This window comes from Quisquiliibacterium sp. (assembly GCF_982640115.1).
Genome location: NZ_CEXFHW010000046.1, coordinates 1 through 21,969, shown reverse-complemented (window position 1 = coordinate 21,969; position 21,969 = coordinate 1). Strand labels below are relative to the sequence as shown.

Sequence of the window (21,969 nt, the reverse complement as noted above, 5' to 3'; positions counted from 1 at the left end):
GGGAAGCCCGGTGCGAAGGACAGAGAGACACCGGTCTGTTCCTCGAGGCGCCCGAGCAGCGCATACAGGCCGCGGCAGGGCTCGATGAAGGTGCTCTGCGAGGGAATGCCGGTGAGGTAGTCGAAGCCGCGGAAGGCCTTCGCGAAGCGCTGGCCGCTGCTCAGCAGGCGCATCAGCAGACCGGCGGCGCGGGCGCCGGTCTCGGCCATGTCGACATGGGGATAGGTGCGGTAGATGGACAGGGCATCGGCATGGCGCACCATGGCCTGCGTGACATTGGCATGGAGGTCGAGGCTGGCCACCACCGGCACCTCGGCGCCGACCGCTTCGCGCACCCGCCGCAGCAGCTCGCCCTCGCCGTCGTCGTGGTGCTCGGTGACCATCGCGCCGTGCAGGTCGAGATAGACGCCGTCGACCCGGCCCGCCGCGCGCAGCCGTGCGATCAGGTCGCCGACGATGGTCTCGAAGGCGTCGCGGGTGACATGCGCCGAGGGCGAGGCCGCGGCCCAGGTGAGCGGCACCAGCCGATGTCCGGCCGAACGCAGGGCCACGATCGCGCCCTGCAGCGGCAGGTTGGCGCCGGCCACCGCCTCGAACATCGGCTCGCCGCGCTGGATGGAGGGCCAGCCGCCACCCTGCACGAAGGCCTCGTAGTCGGCCCGCGTGGGCGCGAAGGTGTTGGTTTCGTGCTGCATCCCGCCGACTGCGATCAGGGCCATCATCCGCTCCGCGCCTGGAATTGTCGGCGGCGACGATAGCCGCTTTTGCAGCCAGCCGCCAGCCGCCACCGGCATGGGCGGGCGGCCGGGCCCGGATTGGACGCGCCCGGCCCGGCCGGTGTAGGCTGCGCGACCTCGCGCTGCGGCGCCTGCGTCCGCACCATCGCGGCCATCGTGCACCGCACCGGCGCGGGCGGTGCCCGCCGCGGTGGCATTCCCCCTCGCGGCGTTGCGGCGTGCCCGCTCTGTGCAGCGCGGGTGGTATGTTTCCTGCATTCCCTCCCATCACCCAGGAGAAGGCTCGTGTCCCTTGCCCAACTGACCCGCCGTCATGCGATGGCCGTCCTGATCGCCGGTGCCGGCGCGTTCGCCGCCGCCACCGCCTCGCCCGTGGCCGCCCAGTCGGTCCTGCGTGTGGTGCCGCACTCCAATCTCGCGGTGCTCGATCCCATCTGGACCACCGCCTACATGAGCCGCAACCACGGCTACATGATCTACGACACCCTGTTCGGCACCGACGAGAACGGCAAGGTCAAGCCGCAGATGGTGGAGACCTTCTCCATCAGCCCCGACAACCGGATGTACACCTTCAAGCTGCGCAAGGGGCTCGAGTTCCACGACGGCAAGCCGGTCACCGCCGAGGATGTCATCGCCTCGCTGCAGCGCTGGGGCAAGCGCGACGCCATGGGTTCGGCGCTGATGCAGTTCGTGGCGCGCATGGATGCGCCCTCCCCGGACACCTTCCGCATCTTCCTGGGCGAGGCCTGCGGCTTCGTGATCGAGGCGCTGGGCAAGCCCTCGTCGAACGTGCCCTTCATCATGCCCAAGCGGATCGCCGAAACCGATCCGTTCAAGCAGATCGAGGAGCATATCGGCTCGGGCCCGTACATCTTCAAGCGCGATGAGTTCAAGCCGGGCGACAAGGCGGTCTACCTCAAGAATCCCAAGTACGTGCCGCGCGCCGAGCCGCCCTCGGGCACCACGGGTGGCAAACGGGTGTTTGTCGACCGGGTGGAGTGGAACCTCGCGCTTCGTGACGCTCAGGCCCAGGTCAACGCCCTGCAGAAGGGCGAGGTCGACATCATCGAGGCCCTGGGCTTCGACTTCTACGAGACCGCCAAGGCCGACGCCAACATCCAGTTGCCCAAGTACGCCAACTACGGTCTGCAGTACATGGCGCGCTTCAATCACCTGCACAAGCCCTTCGACAATCCGAAGGTGCGGCAGGCCGTGATCGCCGCGTTCAGCCAGGAGGCCTTCCTGCGCGCCCAGGTCGGCGTGAAGGATCTGTACAAGCCTTGCGGCTCGATGTTCATGTGCGGCACGCCCTACGGCTCCACCGCCGGCAGCGACCTGCAGATGAAGTCGAACATGAAGAAGGCCCAGGAACTGGTCAAGGCGTCGGGCTACGACGGCACCACCATCGTGCTGATGAAGCCCACCGACCTTGCCTCCATCCAGAAGCTGCCTGATGTGGCCGCCCAGCTCATGCGTCAGGCCGGCTTCAAGGTCGACCTGCAGGCCATGGACTGGCAGACCCTGGTGGGTCGCCGCGCCAAGAAAGACGCGCCGGACAAGGGCGGCTGGCACATGTTCCTGACTGCCTGGCAGGCCTTCGACATGTGGAGCCCGATCGCCAACCCCACCATGGACACCCGTGGCGAGGCCTCCACCTGGTTCGGCTGGGCCAAGGACGAGAAGATGGTCGAGCTGCGCAACAAGTTCATGCGGGCCACCGACGAGGCCGAGAAGAAGAAGCTCGCAGACCAGCTTCACGCCCGCGCCTTCGAGGTGGGCACGCATGCGATCCTGGGCGAGTACCAGCAGCCGATGGCCGCGCGCAAGAACATCAGCGGCTTCTTCGTGACCAACGGCAACATCTACTGGAACCTGAAGAAGGACTGATCGCCGCTGCCGCGACCGATCTCCGCCGCCTGAACCCACCGTCGACCGATGTTCGCCTTTCTTGCCCGAAGACTTGCCTCCACGATCCCGGTTCTGCTGATCGTGTCGCTGCTGGTCTTCCTGATGCTGCGGCTCACCCCGGGCGACCCGGCGGCGGTGCTGGCGGGTGACGCTGCCTCGGCCGAGCAGATCACCCAGATCCGCACCAGCCTCGGGCTGGACCGTTCCATCCCGGAGCAGTACGCGATCTGGTTCGGCCATCTGCTCGGCGGTGATCTCGGGCAGTCGTACTACTACCGCATGCCGGTCACCACCCTGATCGCCCAGCGCCTCGAGCCTTCGGTGTCGCTGGCGCTGATCACCATCCTCATCGCCGTCTCGGTGTCGGTGCCGCTCGGCGTCATGGCCGCCTGGCGCTTCGGCGGCTGGCTCGACCGCGGCCTGATGGGCTTTTCGGTGCTGGGCTTCTCGGTGCCAGTTTTCGTGCTGGCCTACCTGCTGATCTGGGCGGTCTCGCTCAAGCTCGGCTGGTTGCCGGTGCAGGGCTACAAGCGCATCGCCGACGGCGTGGGTCCCTGGCTCTATCACCTCGTGCTGCCAGCCATCACCCTGTCGGTGATCTACATCGCGCTGATCGCCCGCGTCACCCGCGCGTCGGTGCTCGAGACCCTCGGCGAGGACTACATCCGCACCGCGCGGGCCAAGGGCCTGGCCGAGTCGCGGGTACTGGTGCGACACGCCCTGGCCAATGCCGCCGTGCCGATCGTCACCGTCATCGGGATCGGCATCGCGCTGCTGATCGGCGGCGTCGTGGTCACCGAGTCGGTGTATGCCATTCCGGGGCTGGGCCGTCTCACCGTCGACGCGGTGCTGGCGCGCGACTTCCCCACCATCCAGGGCGTGATCCTGTTCTTCTCGTTCGTCTATGTGGGCATCAACCTGCTGGTCGACCTCTCCTATGTGTTCTTCGATCCGCGCATCCGCTACTGATCGCGCCCGGCAGCCATGACCACCCCTGACGCCTCCCGCTTCGACGCGCTCTCCACCGAGGCCGCGGCGATCGTCAAGGTCGAGAGCGCCTGGAAGCGCGTGCGCCGCAACTGGTCGGTGCGCATCGGCGGCACGGTGCTGGGTCTGCTCGTGCTGGTGGCCATCCTCGCGCCCTGGCTCGGCACGGTCGACCCCACCCTGTTCGACGCCGCCAGCCGTGATCTGCGCCCGGGCAAGACCGGCGAGATCATGACCCTCGAGGGCGAGACCATCCAGCACACCTTCCTGATGGGCTCCGATTCCTTCGGGCGCGACATCTACAGCCGGGTGATCTTCGGCACCCAGGTCTCGCTGATCGTGGGCGTGGCCACGGCCATCGTCTCGCTCGCCCTGGGCATCGTGCTCGGCCTGCTCTCGGGCTACCTGCGCTGGCTCGATGGCGCGCTGATGCGGGTGATGGACGGCGTGATGGCCATCCCGGCCATCCTGATCGCGATCGCGCTGGTGGCCATGTGGAAGGGCAGCCTGCTCACCGTGATCGTGGCGATCGCCGTGCCCGAGATCCCCCGGGTGACCCGGCTGGTGCGCTCGCTGGTGCTCACCATCCGCGAGGAGCCCTATGTCGAGGCTGCGGTCTCGCTGGGCACGCCCACCTGGAAGATCATGCTGCGGCACATCCTGCCCAACACCGTGGCGCCGCTGGTGGTGCAGGGCACCTTCATCTGCGCCTCGGGCATCCTGGTGGAGGCGATCCTCTCCTTCCTGGGGGTCGGCCTGCCGCCTGACATCCCCACCTGGGGCAACGTGATGGCCGAGGGCCGCGCGCAGTTCAACGAGTACCCGCACAACATCTTCTTCCCCGGGATCTTCCTGGCGGTGACGGTGCTGGCGGTGAACATCCTCGGCGACGGGCTGCGCGACACCCTCGACCCCAAGATGGCCAAGCGGGTATGAGCCAGACCGGTCCGGTTCTCCAGGTCGAGAACCTCAGCATCGCGCTGCCTGCGGGCGGCGATCGGGCCAGCGCCGTGGCCGATGTCTCGTTCACGGTCGGCCGCGGCGAGATCGTCTGTCTGGTGGGTGAGTCGGGTTCGGGCAAGTCGGTGATCGCGCAGGGCGTCATGGGATTGCTGCCGCGGGCGCTGCCGGTCACCGGCGGGCGCATCCTGCTCGAGGGCGAGGACATCACCCGGGCCGATGCCAACCGGCTGCGCGAACTGCGCGCCACCCGCATGTCGATGATCTTCCAGGAGCCCATGACCGCCCTCAACCCGGTCATGACCTGCGGCGACCAGATCGACGAGGTGCTGCAGGAGCACACCTCGCTCAGCGCCGAGCAGCGCCGGGCGCGCATCCTCGAGATCCTCACCGAGGTGCGCCTGCCCGATCCGCCGCGCATCGCGGCGTCGTATCCGCACCAGCTCTCGGGCGGCCAGCGTCAGCGCATCGTCATCGCCATGGCCCTGGTGCTCGACCCGGTGCTGCTGATCGCCGATGAGCCCACCACCGCGCTGGATGTGACCACGCAGGCCCAGATCCTGAAGCTGATCCAGGATCTGCAGGGCCGGCACGGCGCCGGTGTGCTGTTCATCACCCACGACTTCGGCGTGGTGGCCGAGATCGCCCATCAGGTGGCCGTGCTGCGGCTGGGCACGCTGGTCGAGATCGGCGAGCGCGACACCGTGCTGCAGCAGCCCCGCCACGACTACACCCGCATGCTGATCGGCTCGGTGCCCACCCATCGGCCCAGGGCCCGCCATTCCGATGCGAATGCGCCGGTGGTGCTCGAGACCCGCGGGCTCGAAAAGACCTATGTCGATCGCAGCTGGTTCGGCAAGCACCGCGAGGTGAAGGCGGCCACTGGGGTCAGCATCCAGGTAAGGCGGGGCCAGACCCTGGGCATCGTGGGCGAGTCGGGTTCGGGCAAGTCCACCGTGGCGCGCTGCATCGTGCGCCTGATCGATCCTACGGCGGGTCATGTGCTGCTCGGCGACGAGGACATCGCCGCCATGCCGGCGCGCCAGCTGCGCCCCCTGCGCAAGCGGGTGCAGATCGTCTTCCAGGACCCCTACCGTTCGCTCAACCCGCGGCGTACCGTGGCCGAGGCCCTCATCGAGGGGCCGGTGAACTTCGGGCTGTCGCGCACCGAGGCCATGAGCCGCGCCCGGCAACTGCTCGAGTTCGTGCGCATGGATGCCAGCGCGCTCGAACGCTATCCGCACCAGTTCTCGGGCGGCCAGCGTCAGCGCATCTGCATCGCCCGCGCACTGGCCATGGAACCCGAGCTGCTGATCGCCGACGAAGCGGTGTCGGCGCTCGATGTGTCGGTGCAGGCCCAGGTACTGCAGCTGCTCGAGGAGATCCGCGAGCGGCTGACTCTGGCCATGCTGTTCATCACCCACGACCTGCGGGTGGCGGCCCAGGTCTGCGACCACCTCGCGGTGATGTCCCGCGGCGAGGTGGTGGAGTACGGCCCGGCGCACCAGGTGTTCTCGGCGCCGGCCCATGAGTACACCCGCGCGCTTTTCGAGGCGGCGCCCGGCCGCGACTACCCCTTCGCGGCTGTCTGAGCGGGCGCCCGTCCGGGCGCCGCCGCGCGAGCGAGAGCCGGCGCCCGCACAGGGGCGCCCGCGGGATCGGTCTCAGGCCTTCACCACCGGGATCTTGCCGATCTTCGCCTGCCACTCCCGCGGGCCGGTGTCGTGCACCGACACACCGTTGGCATCGACCGCCACAGTGACCGGCATGTCGGTCACCTCGAACTCGTAGATGGCTTCCATGCCGAGATCGGCAAAGCCCACCACCTTCGAGCCGCGGATCGCCTTGGACACGAGATAGGCAGCTCCGCCCACCGCCATCAGGTAGGCGCTGCGATGGCGGCGGATGGCCTCGATGGCCACCGGGCCGCGCTCGGCCTTGCCGATCATGGCGATCAGACCGGTCTGGGCAAGCATCATCTCGGTGAACTTGTCCATGCGGGTGGCGGTGGTGGGGCCGGCGGGGCCGACCACCTCGTCGCGCACCGGATCGACCGGGCCCACGTAGTAGATGACCCGGCCGGCGAAGTCCACTGGCAGTTTCTCGCCGCGGGCGAGCATGTCCTTGATGCGCTGGTGGGCGGCGTCGCGGCCGGTGAGCATCTTGCCGGAGAGCAGCAGGGTCTGGCCGGGCTTCCAGGACGCGACCTCCTCGGGCGTGAGCCGGTCGAGGTCGACACGGCGGCTGCGCTCGTAGTCGGGCGCCCACTGCACCTTGGGCCACTCGTCGAGCGAGGGCGGCTCCACATAGGCCGGGCCCGTGCCGTCGAGCACGAAGTGCGCATGGCGGGTGGCCGCGCAGTTCGGGATCATGGCCAGCGGCTTGGACGCGGCATGGGTGGGGTACATGGCGATCTTCACGTCGAGCACCGTGCTCAGGCCGCCCAGGCCCTGCGCGCCAATGCCCAGCGAATTGACCTTCTCGTAGAGCTCGATGCGCAGCTCCTCGAGCTTGCTGGCCGGGCCGCGGGCGAGCAGCTCGTGCATGTCGAGCGGCTCCATCAGCACCTCCTTGGCCATCATCATCGCCTTCTCGGCGGTGCCGCCGATGCCGATACCCAGCATGCCGGGCGGGCACCAGCCCGCGCCCATGGTGGGCACGGTCTTCATCACCCAGTCGACCACCGAGTCGGACGGGTTGAGCATCACGAACTTGCTCTTGTTCTCGGAGCCGCCGCCCTTGGCCGCCACCGTCACCTCGACGGTGTTGCCCGGCACGATCTCCATGTGGATCACCGCCGGGGTGTTGTCCCGGGTGTTCTTGCGCTCGAACTGCGGGTCGGCCACCACCGAGGCGCGCAGCACATTGTCCGGGTGCAGGTAGCCGCGGCTCACGCCGGCATTGACCGCGTCGGAGAGCGACCCGGTGAAGCCCTGCCAGCGCACATCCATGCCCACCTTGAGATAGACATTGACGATGCCGGTGTCCTGGCACAGCGGCCGGCGACCTTCGGCGCACATCCGCGAGTTGGTCAGGATCTGCGCGATCGCGTCGCGTGCCGCCGGGCTCTGCTCGCGCTCGTAGGCGCGCGCCAGGTGACGGATGTAGTCCACCGGGTGGTAGTAGCTGATGTACTGCAGGGCGGCAGCCACCGATTCGACGAGGTCTTCCTGCTTGATCACGGTCATGGGTGTCTCCGGAGCGAAATGGGGCAGGGGGTCAGTGCCGGGGCGTGCCCCGGTCGGGCTTGGGCGAGGGCTGGTGCATCACCCGGTCGATCAGGGCGATGGCCAGCGCCGACACCAGGAACAGGGCATGGATCACGCTCTGCCAGAGCATGGTCTTGTCCGACAGGGTGCCGGCCGAGATGAAGGTCTTCAGCAGGTGGATGGAGGAGATGCCGATGATCGCGGTGCCCAGCTTCACCTTCAGCACATTGGCATTCACATGCGAGAGCCACTCCGGCTGGTCCGGGTGGTCCTCGAGCCGAAGGCGCGACACGAAGGTCTCGTAGCCGCCCACGATGACCATGATCAGCAGGTTGGAAATCATGACCACATCGATCAGCGAGAGCACGATGATCATGATCACCGTTTCCTTGTTGCGCTCGGCAATGCCAAGGCGACTGACCGTGGCGTCCAGCGCTGCCGGGTTCCAGAGCAGCTCGACCAGATGAATCAGCTCCTCCACGAACAGGAACACATACACCACCTGCGCCACGATCAGGCCAAGGTAGAGCGGCACCTGCAGCCACCGGCTGGCAAAGATCAACCGGGGCAGGATCTTCAGGGGTTGGTTCTGGTCCATCATCGCGCCGCTCCCAGCCGTCGGAAAGCGCGCAGTTTATCGGATGCGCCGGGTGCGCCCGGGCGCATCCCTCCCGTAAGGCGTCCGTAAGCGCCTCCGGATAATTTTCAAAGCAATGAAGCCGCGAATCCACGCGGCTCGAACCGATATCGGAGGAGTGTTCAGATGGCGGGCCAGATCGAGACTGTCATGCAGGAAAACCGCGTGTTTCCGCCCCCGGCCGAGTTCGCGCGGCGGGCAACCATCTCCGGCATGGCGCAGTACCAGGCGCTGTGCGAGGAGGCCGAGCGCGACCATGCCGGCTTCTGGGCACGCCTGGCGCGCGAGCAGGTGCTCTGGCACAAGCCCTTCACCCGCTCGCTCGACGACTCCTCGGCGCCCTTCTACAAGTGGTTCGAGGACGGCGAGCTCAATGTCTCCTACAACTGTCTCGACCGCCATCTCGGCACCCCCACCGAGAACAAGACCGCCCTCATCTTCGAGGCCGATGACGGCGCGGTCACGCGCATCACCTACCGCGAGCTCCATCAGCGGGTCTGCCGGTTCGCCAACGGCCTGAAGGCCCAGGGTTTCGGCAAGGGCGAGCGCGCCATCATCTACATGCCGATGTCGATCGAGGGTGTGGTGGCCATGCAGGCCTGCGCCCGCCTGGGCATCATCCACTCGGTGGTCTTCGGCGGGTTTTCGGCCAAGAGCCTGCAGGAACGCATCCAGGATGCCGGCGCCAGCCTCGTGATCTGCGCCGACGGCCAGATGCGCGGCGGCAAGGCCATCCCCCTGAAGCCGGCGGTCGACGAGGCCTTCGCCCTGGGCGGCTGCGAGTCGATCCGCGCCGTGGTGGTCTACCAGCGCACCGGCGCGGCGGTCACCATGCAGGCCGGGCGCGACATCCCCTGGGCCCAGGTCGAGGCCGGCCAGGCCGACACCTGCGAGCCGCAGTGGGTGAGCGCCGAGCACCCCCTGTTCATCCTCTACACCTCGGGCTCCACCGGCAAGCCCAAGGGCGTGCAGCACGCCTCGGGCGGGTACATCCTGCACGCGATGCTCACCACGCGCTGGACCTTCGACATCAAGCCCGACGATGTCTTCTGGTGCACGGCCGACATCGGCTGGGTCACCGGTCACACCTATGTGGCCTACGGCCCGCTGGCCTGCGGTGCCACCCAGATCGTCTTCGAGGGTGTGCCCACCTGGCCGAATGCCTCGCGCTTCTGGACCATGATCGCGCGCCACAAGGCGAGCATCTTCTACACCGCGCCCACCGCCATCCGCTCGCTGATCAAGGCCTGCGATGCCGACCCGGCCACCCACCCGCGCAACTTCGACCTCTCCAGCCTGCGGCTGCTCGGCTCGGTGGGCGAGCCGATCAATCCCGAGGCCTGGATGTGGTACCACACCCAGGTGGGGGGCGGCCGCTGCCCGATCGTCGACACCTTCTGGCAGACCGAGACCGGCGGCCACATGATCACGCCGCTGCCGGGCGCCACGCCGCTGGTGCCGGGTTCGTGCACCCTGCCGCTGCCCGGCATCGCCGCGGCCATCGTCGACGAGACCGCCAACGAGCTGCCCAACGGGCAGGGCGGTCTGCTGGTGGTGAAGAAGCCCTGGCCCTCGATGATCCGCACCATCTGGGGCGACCCGGAGCGCTTCCGCAAGAGCTACTTCCCCGAGGAGCTCAAGGGCTGCTACCTCGCCGGCGACGGCGCGGTGCGCAACAAGCACACCGGCTACTTCACCATCACCGGCCGCATCGACGATGTGCTCAATGTGTCCGGCCATCGCATGGGCACCATGGAGATCGAGTCGGCGCTGGTGGCCAACCCGCTGGTGGCCGAGGCCGCGGTGGTCGGCCGCCCCGACGACCTCACCGGCGAGGCAATCGCCGCCTTCGTGGTGCTCAAGCAGGCGCGGCCCTCGGGTGCCGATGCTGCACGCATCGCCAATGAGCTGCGCAACTGGGTGGGCAAGGAGATCGGCCCGATCGCCAAGCCCAAGGACATCCGTTTCGGCGACAACCTGCCCAAGACCCGTTCCGGCAAGATCATGCGCCGGCTGCTGCGCGCCATTGCCAAAGGCGAGGCCATCACGCAGGATGTCTCCACCCTCGAGAATCCGGCCATCCTGGATCAGCTCAAGCAGAGCCAGTAGGCAGCACCGCAACACCGCAGCACCGCAACACCGCAACACCGCAGCAAGGGCGCACCGGCCGCCAAGAGCCGGGCGCCCACAGGAGACACGCATGTTGGACATCGCAGGCCTCGGCAAGGGGCTGGTCGAATTCGCCGCCTTCCTGCTGATCGCGCAGGGCGGCATCTTCCTGCTCAGCTTCGGCGGGCATGAGCGCAACCCGGTCTATCGGGCGGTGCGCTTCCTCACCTCGCCGATCACCCGGCTCACCCGGGTGATCACCCCCTCCCGGATTGCCGACCGCCATCTGCCGGTGGTGGCCTTCCTGTTGCTCTTCTGGCTCTGGGTGCTGGTCTTCGATGGCATCCGGTTGATGCCGCGCGCCGGAGGCTGAGCGCATGCGTGCTCGACTCAACGCCTGGTTCCATCGTCAGATCGCCACCTGGGCAGCGCTGCTCGGACGCCGCGAGATCGCCCTGGACCACTGGCGTGCAGTGCGCCGCTGGCGCCCGGCCGATGCCGCCCCGTGCGCGGCGATCGCCCACCTGCTTGCTGGCGCCGGCCGCCGTGACGAGGCCGTCGCGGCCCTGCAGGCGTCGCTCGCCCTCGATGCCGGGCAGGCGTCAGGCTGGTTCAATCTCGGTTTCCTGCAGCAGGAGCAGGGTGAGCACCACGCCGCCCTGGCCAGTTTCGACCAGGCCCTCGCGCTCGACCCGAAGCTCGATCGCGCCTGGTACGGCAAGGCGTTGTCGCTGATCAAGCTCGACCGGGTGCCCGAGGCCATCCCGGTGCTGCGGCGGAACACCGAACTGCAACCGATGAGCCCCTTCGGCTGGTATCAGCTCGCGCATGCCTATGTGCGCACCGGCGAGCCCGACAAGGCCCGGCGGGTGATCGAGCGGCTGGCCGGCTTCGAGCCCCAGGTGGCCCGTCAGCTCGAACGCGAGACCGGCCTGCAGCCGGCGCCCTGAGGCACCGGAGCAGCCATCCACTGGAGCCGCCGGCGGGCGGCGCATGCACGGAAGGAGGCAATCCGAACCCGAGACACCGATGCAGACCGATACCAGACACACAAGCGATCGATCACAGACGCGACAAGGAGGAGAGCATGCAGCTCACTGCACGACACCAGGAGTACTGGAAGAAGAACCTGACCATCACCGGCATCCTGCTGGCGATCTGGTTCATTGCCACCTTCGTCATGGGCTACTACGCCCGTGACCTGAACTTCGACTTCTTCGGCTGGCCGTTCTCGTTCTACATGGCCGCCCAGGGTTCACTGATCATCTATGTCCTGATCATCTGGTTCTACGCCCGCTACATGAACAAGCTCGACCGCGAATACGGGGTCGACGAGGGAGACGAGGAATGAGCGCCGCCCAGTCCCAGAAAGCCTTCACCTCGCAGCTGAAGAAGGTCTACAGCTGGTACACCGGGGGCTTCGTCGCCTTCGTGGTGGTGCTGGCCATCCTCGAGCAGATGGGTCTGCCCCGCGCGACCATCGGCTATGTCTTCCTCGCAGCCACGGTGCTTCTCTATGCCGGCATCGGCATCATGAGCCGCACCAACGACGCGGCCGAGTACTACGTGGCCGGTCGGCGGGTGCCCTCGCTGTTCAACGGCATGGCCACCGGCGCTGACTGGATGAGCGCGGCCTCGTTCATCGGCATGGCCGGCGGCCTGTACCTGCAGGGCTTCAACGGCCTGGCCTTCATCATGGGCTGGACCGGCGGCTACTGCCTGGTGGCCCTGTTCCTCGCGCCCTATCTGCGCAAGTTCGGGCAGTTCACCATCCCGGACTTCCTGGGGGCGCGGTATGGCGGCCATGTGCCGCGGCTGATCGGCATCTTCATCGCCATCCTGTGCTCGTTCACCTATGTGGTGGCGCAGATCTACGGCGTGGGCCTGATCACCACCCGGCTCTCGGGGGTGGATTTCACCATCGGCATCTTCCTGGGCCTGGCCGGCATCCTGGTGTGCTCCTTCCTGGGCGGCATGAAGGCGGTCACCTGGACCCAGGTCGCGCAGTACATCATCCTGATCATCGCCTACCTGATCCCGGTGGTCTGGCTCTCGATCAAGCAGACCGGCATTCCGATCCCGCAGCTGGTCTACGGCTCGCAGCTCGAGAAGGTCACCCAGATCGAGAAGAAGCTCGCCGATGATCCCAAGGAGAAGGAGGTCCGCGAGATCTTCAAGAAACGCGCTGCCGATGCCGATGCGAAGCTCAAGGATTCCAATGCCTATGCCGCCGGCAAGTCGGACCTCGACAAGGCGGTTGCCGATGCCAGGGCGAGTGGCGATGCCGACGCGCTGAAGAAGGCCGAGGAGGCGCTGGCGAAGTATCCGAAGTCGGAGGCCGACGCCAAGGCGGCCTGGACCAAGGACAAGGCGGTGGCGCCGCGGGCCAATCCGCCGCTGCGCCACGGCGAGGCCTTCCCGGGCAAGGACGAGAAGGCGCGTGACATCTCCCGGCGCAACTTCCTGGCACTGGTCTTCTGCCTGATGGTGGGCACGGCGGCGCTGCCGCACATCCTGATGCGCTACTACACCACCCCATCGGTGAAGGAGGCGCGCACCTCGGTGACCTGGTCGCTGTTCTTCATCTTCCTGCTCTACTTCACCGCGCCGGCGCTGGCGGTGCTGGTGAAGTACGTGGTCTACAACGATGTGGTGGGCACGGCCTTCGCCAGCCTGCCCGCGTGGATCCAGAGCTGGACCAAGGTGGACCCCTCGCTGCTTTCGGTGGTCGATGTCAACAAGGACGGCATCGTGCAGCTTGCCGAGATCAGCATCGGTGGCGACATCGTGGTGCTGGCCACGCCGGAGATTGCAGGCTTGCCCTATGTGATCTCGGGTCTGGTCGCGGCCGGCGGTCTGGCGGCGGCGCTGTCCACTGCCGATGGTCTGCTGCTCACCATCGCCAACGCGCTGTCGCACGATCTCTACTACAAGATGATCGACCCCAACGCGCCCACCTCCCGCCGTGTGCTGCTCTCCAAGGTGCTGCTGCTGGTGGTGGCGGTGCTGGCGGCGCTGGTGGCCGCGCAGAAGCCTGCTGACATCCTGTTCCTGGTGTCGGCGGCCTTCTCGCTGGCGGCCGCCGGGTTCTTCCCGGCGCTGGTGCTCGGCATCTTCTGGAAGCGCACCACCGGCATCGCCGCCTCCCTGGGCATGGTGGCCGGCGTGGCGGTCACCTTCTACTACATGGCGATCAACCAGGTCTGGCTGCGCGAGGTCTTCCTGGGTATTCCGAAGTCCGCGCCGGTGACCTCGCTGTGGTGGGACATCCAGCCGATCTCGGCCGGTGTGTTCGGTGTGCCGCTCGGCTTCGCGGTGATCGTGCTGGTCAGCCTGATCACGCCGGCACCCTCGCGCGAGACGCAGGAGCTGGTGGAGCATGTGCGCTACCCCAACCTGAAGGCGGCCTGACCGCTGCCTGCGCCGCCGCCGGTCGGGTTTTCCGGCCTGGCTGCGGCCACCGCCGCCGGTTTGCCCGGTGGCGGCGTCAGTGGAAGTCGCGGCTGCGGGTGGCCAGCCGCCCGAGCAGCGCGCTGTGGTCGGCCACCCGTCGGGCCACCAGGTGGGTGACCCGCCCACCGGTGGCGGCGTCGGTCTGCCAGATGCCGTAGACCGTCATGAGCCGTGCCCCGAGGATCTCCTGTCGGTAGCGCTCGAGGATGTCGGGCCAGATGATCACGTTGACCGTGCCGGTCTCGTCCTCGAGGGTGACGAACATCGTGCCCTTGGCGGTGCCGGGCCGTTGCCGGTGGGTGACCAGGCCGCTGGCCCGGGCCAGGCGCCCGGCCGGGTAGTCTCTGAGCACCCCGGCAGGCTGTACCTGGTAGCGCCCGAGCTGAACGCGCAGCAGGGCCAGCGGGTGCCGCCCCATCGACAGCCCGATGGCGCGGTAGTCGGCCAGGATGTCGTGCGCCTCGGGCGGCTCGGGCAGCACCGGCAGGGGTTCGTCGAAGCCGGCCGGTGCGAGCAGCGCGGGCAGGGCCTGCACGCCGGCCACCTCCCAGTGGGCCGCGCCGCGATGGCCCGCCAGTGGCGCCAGCGCGCCGGCATCGGCCAGCGCCTTGAGATCGGCTGCGCCGAGCGCTGCGGCACGGGCGAGGTCTTCGACGCTGTCGAAGGCGAAGCCGTGGGCCGGCGCGGCCGCCATGCGCTGCGCCCTGGCCTGCACCAGGCGCTCGGCGGCCTGGGCCGACAGGCCCCGGATCTGGTTCAGGCCCAGCCGTACCGCGGGCTGGGTGCCTGCCTCATGGCGATGCGCGTCGCCGAAGGCCGGTGCATCGGTGTCGGGTTCAAGGCTGCAGCCCGTCGCGCTCAGCAGGACATCCACCGGGCGCACCGTGACGCCGTGCTCGCGCGCGTCGCGCACCAGTTGCGCCGGGGCATAGAAGCCCATGGGCTGGCTGTCGAGCAGCGCGGCCAGGAAGGCCGCGGGCTCGTGACGCTTGATCCAGGCGCTGACATAGACCAGCAGCGCGAAGCTGGCCGCGTGCGACTCGGGGAATCCGTACTCGCCGAAGCCCTGGATCTGGCGGAAGAGGTTCTGGGCGAACTCGCGGCTGTAGCCGCGGGCGAGCATGCCCTCGGTGAGCCGGACCTCGAAGGGCGCGAGCCCGCCCTTGCGCCGCCAGGCGGCCATGGAGCGGCGCAGGGCGTCGGCCTCGCCGGCGGAGAAGCCGGCGGCCAGCATGGCGATCTGCATCACCTGCTCCTGGAAGATCGGCACCCCCAGGGTGCGCTCCAGCGCCGGCTTGATCGCCTCCTGGGGATAGGTCACCGGTTCGAGCCCCTGGCGGCGGCGCAGATAGGGATGGACCATGCCGCCCTGGATGGGGCCGGGCCGCACGATGGCGACCTCGATGACCAGATCGTAGAAGCAGCGTGGGCGCAGCCGCGGCAGCATGGTCATCTGGGCGCGGGACTCGACCTGGAACACCCCGACGCTGTCGGCGCGCGAGAGCATCTCGTAGGTGGCCGGATCTTCGGCGGGAATGTCCTGGATGCGGAAGGGCTGGCCGCGGCGTTCGCCGATCAGCGTGAGCGCACGCCGGATCGCCGAGAGCATGCCCAGCGCGAGCACATCGACCTTGAGCAGACCGAGAGCATCGAGATCGTCCTTGTCCCACTGGATGACGCTGCGCCCGCTCATGGCGGCGTTCTCCACCGGCACCAGCCGGGTGAGGCGGTCTTGCGCAATCACGAAGCCGCCGCTGTGCTGCGAGAGATGCCGCGGGAAGCCGGCGAGCGTGTCGCTGAGTTCGGCCCAGTGCCGCACCAGCGGCGCCTCGGGGTTGAAGCCGTTCTCGGTCAGGCGCTGCGGGTTCAGGCCCTTGCCATCCCACCACTGCTGCGAGCGGGTGAGCCGGTCGACACGCTGGGCGTCGATGCCCAGGGCACGACCGACATCACGCAGCGCCGAGCGGATGCGGTAGGTGACCACCGTGGCCGCCAGCGCCGCCCGGTCGCGGCCGTAGCGCTGGTACAGATACTGGATGACCTCTTCGCGGCGCTGGTGCTCGAAGTCGATGTCGATGTCGGGCGGCTCGTTGCGCTCGCGGCTGATGAAGCGCTCGAAGAGCACGCTCATGCGGGCGGGATCGACCTCGGTGATGCCCAGGCAGTAGCACACCGCCGAATTGGCCGCCGAGCCGCGGCCCTGGCACAGGATGCCGCGCCCGCGCGCGAAGCGCACGATGTCGGCGACGGTGAGGAAGTAGGGCTCGTAGCGCAGCTCGGCGATCAGGGCGAGCTCATGCTCGACCTGGGCCAGCACCGCGGCCGGCGCGCCCTCGGGGTAGCGCAGCCCGATGCCCTCGAGGGTGAGGGCACGCAGCCAGCTGGCCGGGGTGTGGCCGGGCGGCACGATCTCGTGCGGGTACTCGTAGCGCAGTTCGTCGAGCGAGAAGCCGCAGCCCGCGGCCACCTCGAGGGTTTCCTCGAGCAGGGCCGGCGGATAGATCTGCGCCAGCCGCAGGCGGCTGCGCAGGTGCTGCTCGGCATTGGGCGCCATGGCGGTGCCCAGCGAGGCCAGCGGCTGGCCCAGCCGGATGGCGGTGAGGGTGTCCTGCAGCCGCTTGCGCGAGCGCACATGGAAGTGGACATCGCCGGCGGCCACCAGCCGCAGTCCGGTGCGCTCGCCGGCCTGACGCAGACGCTCGAGCAGGGCGCCATCGTGGCCGCGCAGCAGCAGCTCGGCGGCCAGCCAGGCGTGGGCGCCGAAGCGCTCGCGCAGCCAGTGCGCCTGTTGCAGCAGGCTGCGGCCCCCCGTGCCTGGCGCGGGCTGGTCGATGTCAACCAGCGCGACTGGCGGCGAGGGCACCAGCAGGGCCGAGCAACCCGGCACGCCGCCTTCGAGGTCTGAGTCCAGCAGCCGGTACTCGCCCTTGGGCGCGCGCAGGCGGGCGCGGGTGATGAGCTCGGCGAGGTGGCCGTAGCCCTCGCGCGTGCGTGCGAGCAGCACCAGCCGGGGCGGGCCGGTCTCGGGCCGGCCATGGGCCGGAGGCGGGGGCAGACCGAAGACTGCCTGCAGGCTGAACTCGGCGCCGATGATCAGCGGCAGGCCGGCCTCGCGGGCGGCAAGGTGAGCCCGTACCACGCCGGCCAGGGAGCATTCATCGGTGATGGCCAGCGCCGCATAGCCCTGCCGCAGGGCCCGCGCGACCAGCTCCTCGGCATGCGAGGCGCCCCGCAGGAAGCTGAAATTGCTGACGCAGTGCAGTTCGGCGTAGGGATGCATGACCGCTCGGACAGGTCGCGAAAATACTGTATTTAATCACAGCATTGAGTCGGCTTGTCGCGCCTCCTGGCGCTGCTGCGACCAGGTGGCCGCCGGCCTGCGGTCTGCGCCTGCGCAGCCCGCCGCCATGCCCGCGTCGCCCGGCTTGAGCAGGCTCAGCCGGCCGTCCGGCCCGGGCCACACACTGCGCTGGCCCGTCATCACGGCGGCCGTCCGCGTCCTTCCTGGAGCATCGAGTGCCGAGAATCCTGGTCGTCCATCACTCCAAGACCGGCAACACCCGCCGCATCGCCGAGGAAATCGCCGAAGGCTGCGACGCCGAGATCGAGGAGATCGTCGTGCGAGAACCCCGGCCGGGCGCCTGGGGTGACCTGCTCGACGGCCTGAAGGCGATGGCCGGTGCGCGGCCGCCGATCGCCCCGAGCCTGCGGCGGCCGGCCGACTACGATCTGGTGGTGATCGGCTCGCCGGTCTGGTGCCGCAGCGTCTGCGGCCCGGTGCGCAGCTACCTGCACGCCCACGCCGGCCAGTTCCCGGCGGTCGCCCTCTTCTGCACCAGCCGCTGGCCGGGCGGCGCGTCGGTGCTGCGCGACATGGCCGCGCTGTGTGGCCGCACGCCGGTGGCCACGCTGGCCCTGCGCGAGCACGAGATCGTCTGGCGCCAGTACGGCGCCCGGCTCGACGAGTTCCTGCGGCTGATCGGCGAGCGGCGCGCCGAGCCGCTGCTCGCGGCGCACGAGGTGCCGGCGTGAGCGGTCGCAGCCGGTGCTCGTCCCTGGCGGAGGCCGTGCGATGAACGGGCCTGTGCTCCCGCTGCCTGCCGACGCGCTTGCCCTGGTGCCGATGCGCAATGTCGTGCTGTTCCCGCAGGTGCTGCTGCCCATCACTGTCGGGCGGGTGCGCTCGATGGCGGCGGTGCGCCATGCGCTGGCGAGCGGCACCTCGCTGGGCATCGTGCTGCAGCGCGAGCCCGAGACCGACGAGCCCGGTCAGGACGGCCTCTTCGAGGTCGGCACCGTGGCGCGTGTGGCGCAGGTGGGTGATCCGCAGGGCGAGCCCCTGCACCTGATCTGCCAGGGTGTGCAGCGCATGCGCATCGCGTCCATGGTCGAGGGTCATCCCTTCCTCGCCGCGCACATCGTGCCCATCGAGGAGCCGGCGACGGTGTCCACCCGCGCCGAGGCCCTGGCGATCCAGCTGCGCGAGAAGGCCACCGAGATCCTCACCCTGCTGCCAGGGGTGCCGGCCGAACTGGCCCACTCGCTGCAGACGCCGCGCGCCCCGGGCCATCTCGCTGACATCGTCGCCGGTCTGCTCGATGCCGAGGTGGCCGAGAAGCAGCGGCTGCTCGAGACCCTGGGCGTGGACGACCGCCTGCAGCGGGTGCTCACGATCGTGATGCGTCGCATCGAGGTGCTGAGGCTGTCGCAGGAGATCCGCGATCGCACCCGCGAACAGATCGACGATCGCGAGCGCCGCTTCCTGCTGCGCGAGCAGCTGCAGACCATCCAGAAGGAGCTCGGTGAGGCCGGTGACGGCGACGAGGACACCCGCCAGCTCGAGGAGGCGATCGCCCGGGTGGGCATGCCCGCCGATGTGCAGGTCCATGCCCGCAAGGAGCTCGGCCGGCTGCGCCGCAGCAGCGAGTCCTCCGGCGAGCACGCCATGCTGCGCACCTATCTCGAGTGGCTCACCGAGCTGCCCTGGGCCGAGCCGGCCGAGGCGCCGATCGACCTGGTCAAGGCGCGGCAGATCCTCGATGCCGACCACCACGGCCTGGAGCGCATCAAGCAGCGCATCATCGAGTTCCTGGCGGTGCGCAAGCTCAATCCCACCGGCCGCGCGCCCATCCTGTGTTTTGCCGGGCCGCCCGGGGTGGGCAAGACCTCGCTTGGCCAGAGCATCGCGCGCGCGCTGCAGCGGCCCTTCGTGCGGGTGTCGCTCGGCGGGGTGCATGACGAGGCCGAGATCCGCGGCCATCGGCGCACCTACATCGGGGCCCTGCCCGGCAACCTGGTGCAGGGCCTGCGCAAGGCCGGCTCCCGTGACTGCGTGATGATGCTCGACGAGGTCGACAAGCTCTCGGCCAGCGCTCACGGCGATCCCTCGGCCGCGCTGCTCGAGGTGCTCGATCCCGAGCAGAACGGCAGCTTCCGCGACAACTACCTGGGCATGCCCTTCGACCTCAGCCGGGTGGTGTTCATCGCCACCGCCAATGTCATGGACCATGTGCCCGCCGCCGTGCGCGACCGCATGGAGGTGATCGAGCTGCCCGGCTACACGCAGGAGGAGAAGCTGCAGATCGCGCGGGTCCATCTCGTGCCGCGGCAGCTGCAGGCTGCCGGACTGCTCGGCCCGCAATGCCAGCTCACCGATGACGCGCTGGCGCTGCTGGTGTCGCACTACACCCGGGAGGCCGGGGTGCGACAGCTCGAGCGCGAGATCGGCCGGGTGATGCGACATGCCGCCACCCGCGTGGCGCAGGGCGATGCCAGCGACTCGACGGTCGATGCCGCCGCGCTGGCCGACATCCTCGGGCCGGCCCGCTTCGAACACGAGACCGCGCTGCGCAGCGGCCTGCCGGGCGTGGCCACCGGTCTGGCCTGGACGCCGGCGGGTGGCGACATCCTGTTCGTCGAGGCCACCCGGATGGCTGGCGAGGGGCGTCTCATCCTCACCGGCCAGCTCGGCAGCGTCATGAAGGAGAGCGCCCAGGCGGCGCTCACGCTGGTGAAGTCCAGCGCGCCCGCGCTCGGGCTGTCGGCGCTGGCCTTCGACGGCGTCGATGTCCATCTGCATGTGCCGGCCGGCGCCATTCCCAAGGACGGCCCGAGCGCCGGGGTGGCGATGTTCATCGCGCTGGCCTCGCTCTTCACCGGCCGGGCCGCGCGGCACGATGTGGCCATGACCGGCGAGATCAGCCTGCGCGGTCTGGTGCTGCCGGTGGGCGGCATCAAGGAGAAGGTGCTCGCCGCGCGCCGGGCCGGCATCGCCACGGTGCTGCTGCCGGCGCGCAACCGCAAGGATCTGGTCGATGTGCCCGCGGCCAGCCGTGCCGATCTGGTGCTGGTCTGGCTCGACCATGTCGATGACGCGATCCGGGCGGCGCTGGTGCCGTCGGTCACCGTGCCGTCGCCGCAGGCGCAGCTCTTCGCGGCCGGAGGCTGAGCATGCCGCTGTCCGCGCCCGACGAGCCGCTGCTGGCCCCGGTGGTCGACCGCGCCGGGCGTCCGACCGGCGCCGTGGCCGTGGGCGATGTCTTCGCGCTGTGCAGTGCCGAGCTCGAGTCGCTCGCCCGTCTGATCCTCGAGAACCTGCCCGAGGCGCCGGCCCGCCCGGCTGCCCGTGTTTCCACCGTGGAGTTGCGCCCCATGCGATTGCCTCTGCAGATCCAGTTTCTCGGCATGGACCGTTCCGAGGCCCTCGAGGCGGCGGTACGGTCCCGCGCGGCACGACTCGAGCGCCTTGCCCCCGACATCTCGGCCTGCCGGGTGGCGCTCGAGCTGGCCCAGAAGCACAGCCGGCAGGGCCGGCCGGTCAGCGTGCGCATCGACCTCACCCTGCCGGGGCGCGAGCTGGTGGTCGACCGGGTGGCCGACGAGGATGCCTATGTCGCGCTGCGCGATGCCTTCGACGACATGCGCCGAAGGCTCGACGAGGCCGTGCGACAGCAGCGCGGCGAGCTGAAGACCCATCCCGAGCGGCTCGATGGGGTGATCGACCGTCTCGATGCCGAGGGCGGCTTCGGCTTCATCCGCACCGCGCAGGGCGGCGAGTACTACTTCGGGCGCGCCAGCCTGGCCAACGGTGACTTCGAACGCGTGGCGCCCGGCATGGCGGTGAGATTCATCGTCGAGGCGGCGGCCGAGGGGCTGCAGGCCCACCGGGTGAGCCTGGTGCGCACCCGGACCCGCTGAGCGCGCTGACCGCAGGCGCGGGTGCGCGGGTACCCGGCGCCGTGCGGCCGCGTCTGATCCGCCGGTCCCCGGCTCAGAACACCCGTCCTCGTCGCCACAGCGACAACCCGGCCGAGGCGCTGGCCAGCAGCGCCGCGAGCCCTGCCAAGGCAAAGCTGAGTTCGGTGTGGCGGCGTTCGAGCACCAGCCGCGAGCTCAGTCCCTGGTAGACCTTGCGAAGATCCTCGGCGGTGGCCGCATACCGGTACTCGCCGGCGGTCATGCCGGCGATGGTCTTGAGCGCCTCCTCGTCCAGGCGCATGTACATCGACATGCCGCCGAAGTCGACCTCGCCGCCCTGCACCGTGCCGATGCCCACGGTGTACACCCGCACGCCGCGCTCGGCGGCAAGGCGCGCCGCGGCGATCGGATCGACCCCGGTGGTGCGTCGGCCGTCGCTGAGCAGGATGATCGCCGCCGAAGGATGCGAGCCCGGCTCCACCGCCTTGAAGGGCCTGGCCGCGGGGGGGCGCTCGGCGCCGGGGCGCGCACCGCCGAACTGCATGGCCTCCAGGTCGAGGCCGTGATCGGGGAACAGCGTGGCCAGCGCGACCACCAGTGCATTGCCGGTGGCGGTGCCGCGCTGCATCTCGAGCCGGTCGACCGTGGCGAGCAGATCCTCGCGTCGCGAGGTGGGGCGCTGCGCCAGCGTGGCGGTGCCGGCGAAGGCGACGATGCCGGCCCGGACATCGCCGGGCATGTCCTGGATGAAGGCGCGCGCGGCGCCGCGCGC

17 protein-coding genes are annotated in these 21,969 nt (G+C 69.3%); 12 read left to right on the top strand and 5 right to left on the bottom strand.

The window, feature by feature from the left end; genetic code table 11:
* The coding region (locus AC2H6A_RS07475) for a M81 family metallopeptidase (RefSeq protein ID WP_484272529.1) at positions 1–719 on the bottom strand (719 nt) is incomplete at its 3' end.
* Between the two features lie 303 nt (positions 720–1,022).
* Between AC2H6A_RS07475 and AC2H6A_RS07470 the strand changes: the two genes are divergently transcribed.
* Genes AC2H6A_RS07470 through AC2H6A_RS07455 form a run of 4 tightly spaced genes read left to right on the top strand, consistent with a single transcriptional unit; the run spans position 1,023 to position 6,184 of the window.
* Entirely contained in the window at positions 1,023–2,624 is a 1,602-nt protein-coding gene (locus tag AC2H6A_RS07470) for an ABC transporter substrate-binding protein (RefSeq protein WP_484272528.1), read from the top strand.
* A gap of 48 nt (positions 2,625–2,672) precedes the next feature.
* Entirely contained in the window at positions 2,673–3,614 is a 942-nt protein-coding gene (locus tag AC2H6A_RS07465) for an ABC transporter permease (RefSeq protein ID WP_484272527.1), read from the top strand.
* A 15-nt stretch (positions 3,615–3,629) separates the two neighbouring features.
* A complete protein-coding gene (locus AC2H6A_RS07460; protein ID WP_484272526.1) occupies positions 3,630–4,568 on the top strand; it encodes an ABC transporter permease in 939 nt (312 codons plus the stop codon).
* Positions 4,565–6,184: an ABC transporter ATP-binding protein gene (locus tag AC2H6A_RS07455; protein ID WP_484272525.1), complete on the top strand. Its 1,620-nt coding sequence runs from the start codon at positions 4,565–4,567 to the stop codon at positions 6,182–6,184. Before AC2H6A_RS07460 ends, AC2H6A_RS07455 begins: the two co-directional genes overlap by 4 nt.
* A 72-nt stretch (positions 6,185–6,256) precedes the next feature.
* Here AC2H6A_RS07455 and AC2H6A_RS07450 read toward each other — a convergent pair whose 3' ends face one another.
* Both AC2H6A_RS07450 and AC2H6A_RS07445 read right to left on the bottom strand, forming a co-directional pair.
* Positions 6,257–7,780, bottom strand: a complete 1,524-nt coding sequence (locus AC2H6A_RS07450) for a fumarate hydratase (protein ID WP_484272524.1) — start codon at positions 7,778–7,780, stop codon at positions 6,257–6,259.
* A 31-nt stretch (positions 7,781–7,811) separates the two neighbouring features.
* Positions 7,812–8,399, bottom strand: a complete 588-nt coding sequence (locus AC2H6A_RS07445; protein ID WP_484272523.1) for a TIGR00645 family protein — start codon at positions 8,397–8,399, stop codon at positions 7,812–7,814.
* A 165-nt stretch (positions 8,400–8,564) separates the two neighbouring features.
* Here AC2H6A_RS07445 and acs point away from each other — a divergent pair, with 165 nt between their 5' ends.
* From acs to AC2H6A_RS07420, 5 genes are all read left to right on the top strand, one after another.
* Positions 8,565–10,547, top strand: coding sequence for an acetate--CoA ligase (acs, locus tag AC2H6A_RS07440; RefSeq protein WP_484272522.1), 1,983 nt, complete (start codon positions 8,565–8,567; stop codon positions 10,545–10,547).
* A gap of 91 nt (positions 10,548–10,638) precedes the next feature.
* Positions 10,639–10,920 (top strand): hypothetical protein, encoded by a 282-nt coding sequence (locus AC2H6A_RS07435; RefSeq protein WP_484272521.1) that lies wholly within the window; start codon positions 10,639–10,641, stop codon positions 10,918–10,920.
* Positions 10,921–10,924: 4 nt separating this feature from the next.
* Positions 10,925–11,497, top strand: a complete 573-nt coding sequence (locus AC2H6A_RS07430) for a tetratricopeptide repeat protein (protein WP_484272520.1) — start codon at positions 10,925–10,927, stop codon at positions 11,495–11,497.
* A 137-nt stretch (positions 11,498–11,634) separates the two neighbouring features.
* Positions 11,635–11,898 carry a DUF4212 domain-containing protein gene (locus AC2H6A_RS07425; RefSeq protein WP_484272519.1) on the top strand — a complete coding sequence of 88 codons (264 nt, stop codon included), beginning with the start codon at positions 11,635–11,637 and terminating at the stop codon, positions 11,896–11,898.
* On the top strand, positions 11,895–13,958 hold the full coding sequence (locus AC2H6A_RS07420) for a sodium:solute symporter family protein (RefSeq protein WP_484272518.1): 2,064 nt from the start codon (positions 11,895–11,897) through the stop codon (positions 13,956–13,958). The genes AC2H6A_RS07425 and AC2H6A_RS07420 overlap by 4 nt, the downstream gene beginning before the upstream one ends.
* Before the next feature lie 76 nt (positions 13,959–14,034).
* Here the strand turns inward: AC2H6A_RS07420 and AC2H6A_RS07415 are convergent, their stop codons facing one another.
* The gene (locus tag AC2H6A_RS07415) at positions 14,035–17,280 is read right to left on the bottom strand and encodes an error-prone DNA polymerase (protein WP_484272517.1); all 3,246 of its coding nucleotides are present in this window, start codon (positions 17,278–17,280) and stop codon (positions 14,035–14,037) included.
* 236 nt (positions 17,281–17,516) lie between these two features.
* On the opposite strand from AC2H6A_RS07415, the gene AC2H6A_RS07410 reads away from it, so the two are divergent.
* The 3 genes from AC2H6A_RS07410 to AC2H6A_RS07400 are packed head-to-tail and all read left to right on the top strand — an operon-like array spanning position 17,517 to position 21,197.
* Positions 17,517–18,032, top strand: a complete 516-nt coding sequence (locus tag AC2H6A_RS07410) for a flavodoxin family protein (RefSeq protein WP_484272516.1) — start codon at positions 17,517–17,519, stop codon at positions 18,030–18,032.
* A 40-nt stretch (positions 18,033–18,072) separates the two neighbouring features.
* Positions 18,073–20,448 carry an endopeptidase La gene (gene lon / locus AC2H6A_RS07405; protein WP_484272515.1) on the top strand — a complete coding sequence of 792 codons (2,376 nt, stop codon included), beginning with the start codon at positions 18,073–18,075 and terminating at the stop codon, positions 20,446–20,448.
* Between the two features lie 2 nt (positions 20,449–20,450).
* Positions 20,451–21,197, top strand: a complete 747-nt coding sequence (locus AC2H6A_RS07400; RefSeq protein ID WP_484272514.1) for an HPF/RaiA family ribosome-associated protein — start codon at positions 20,451–20,453, stop codon at positions 21,195–21,197.
* A gap of 73 nt (positions 21,198–21,270) precedes the next feature.
* Here the strand turns inward: AC2H6A_RS07400 and AC2H6A_RS07395 are convergent.
* The coding region (locus tag AC2H6A_RS07395; protein WP_484272513.1) for a VWA domain-containing protein at positions 21,271–21,969 on the bottom strand (699 nt) is incomplete at its 5' end.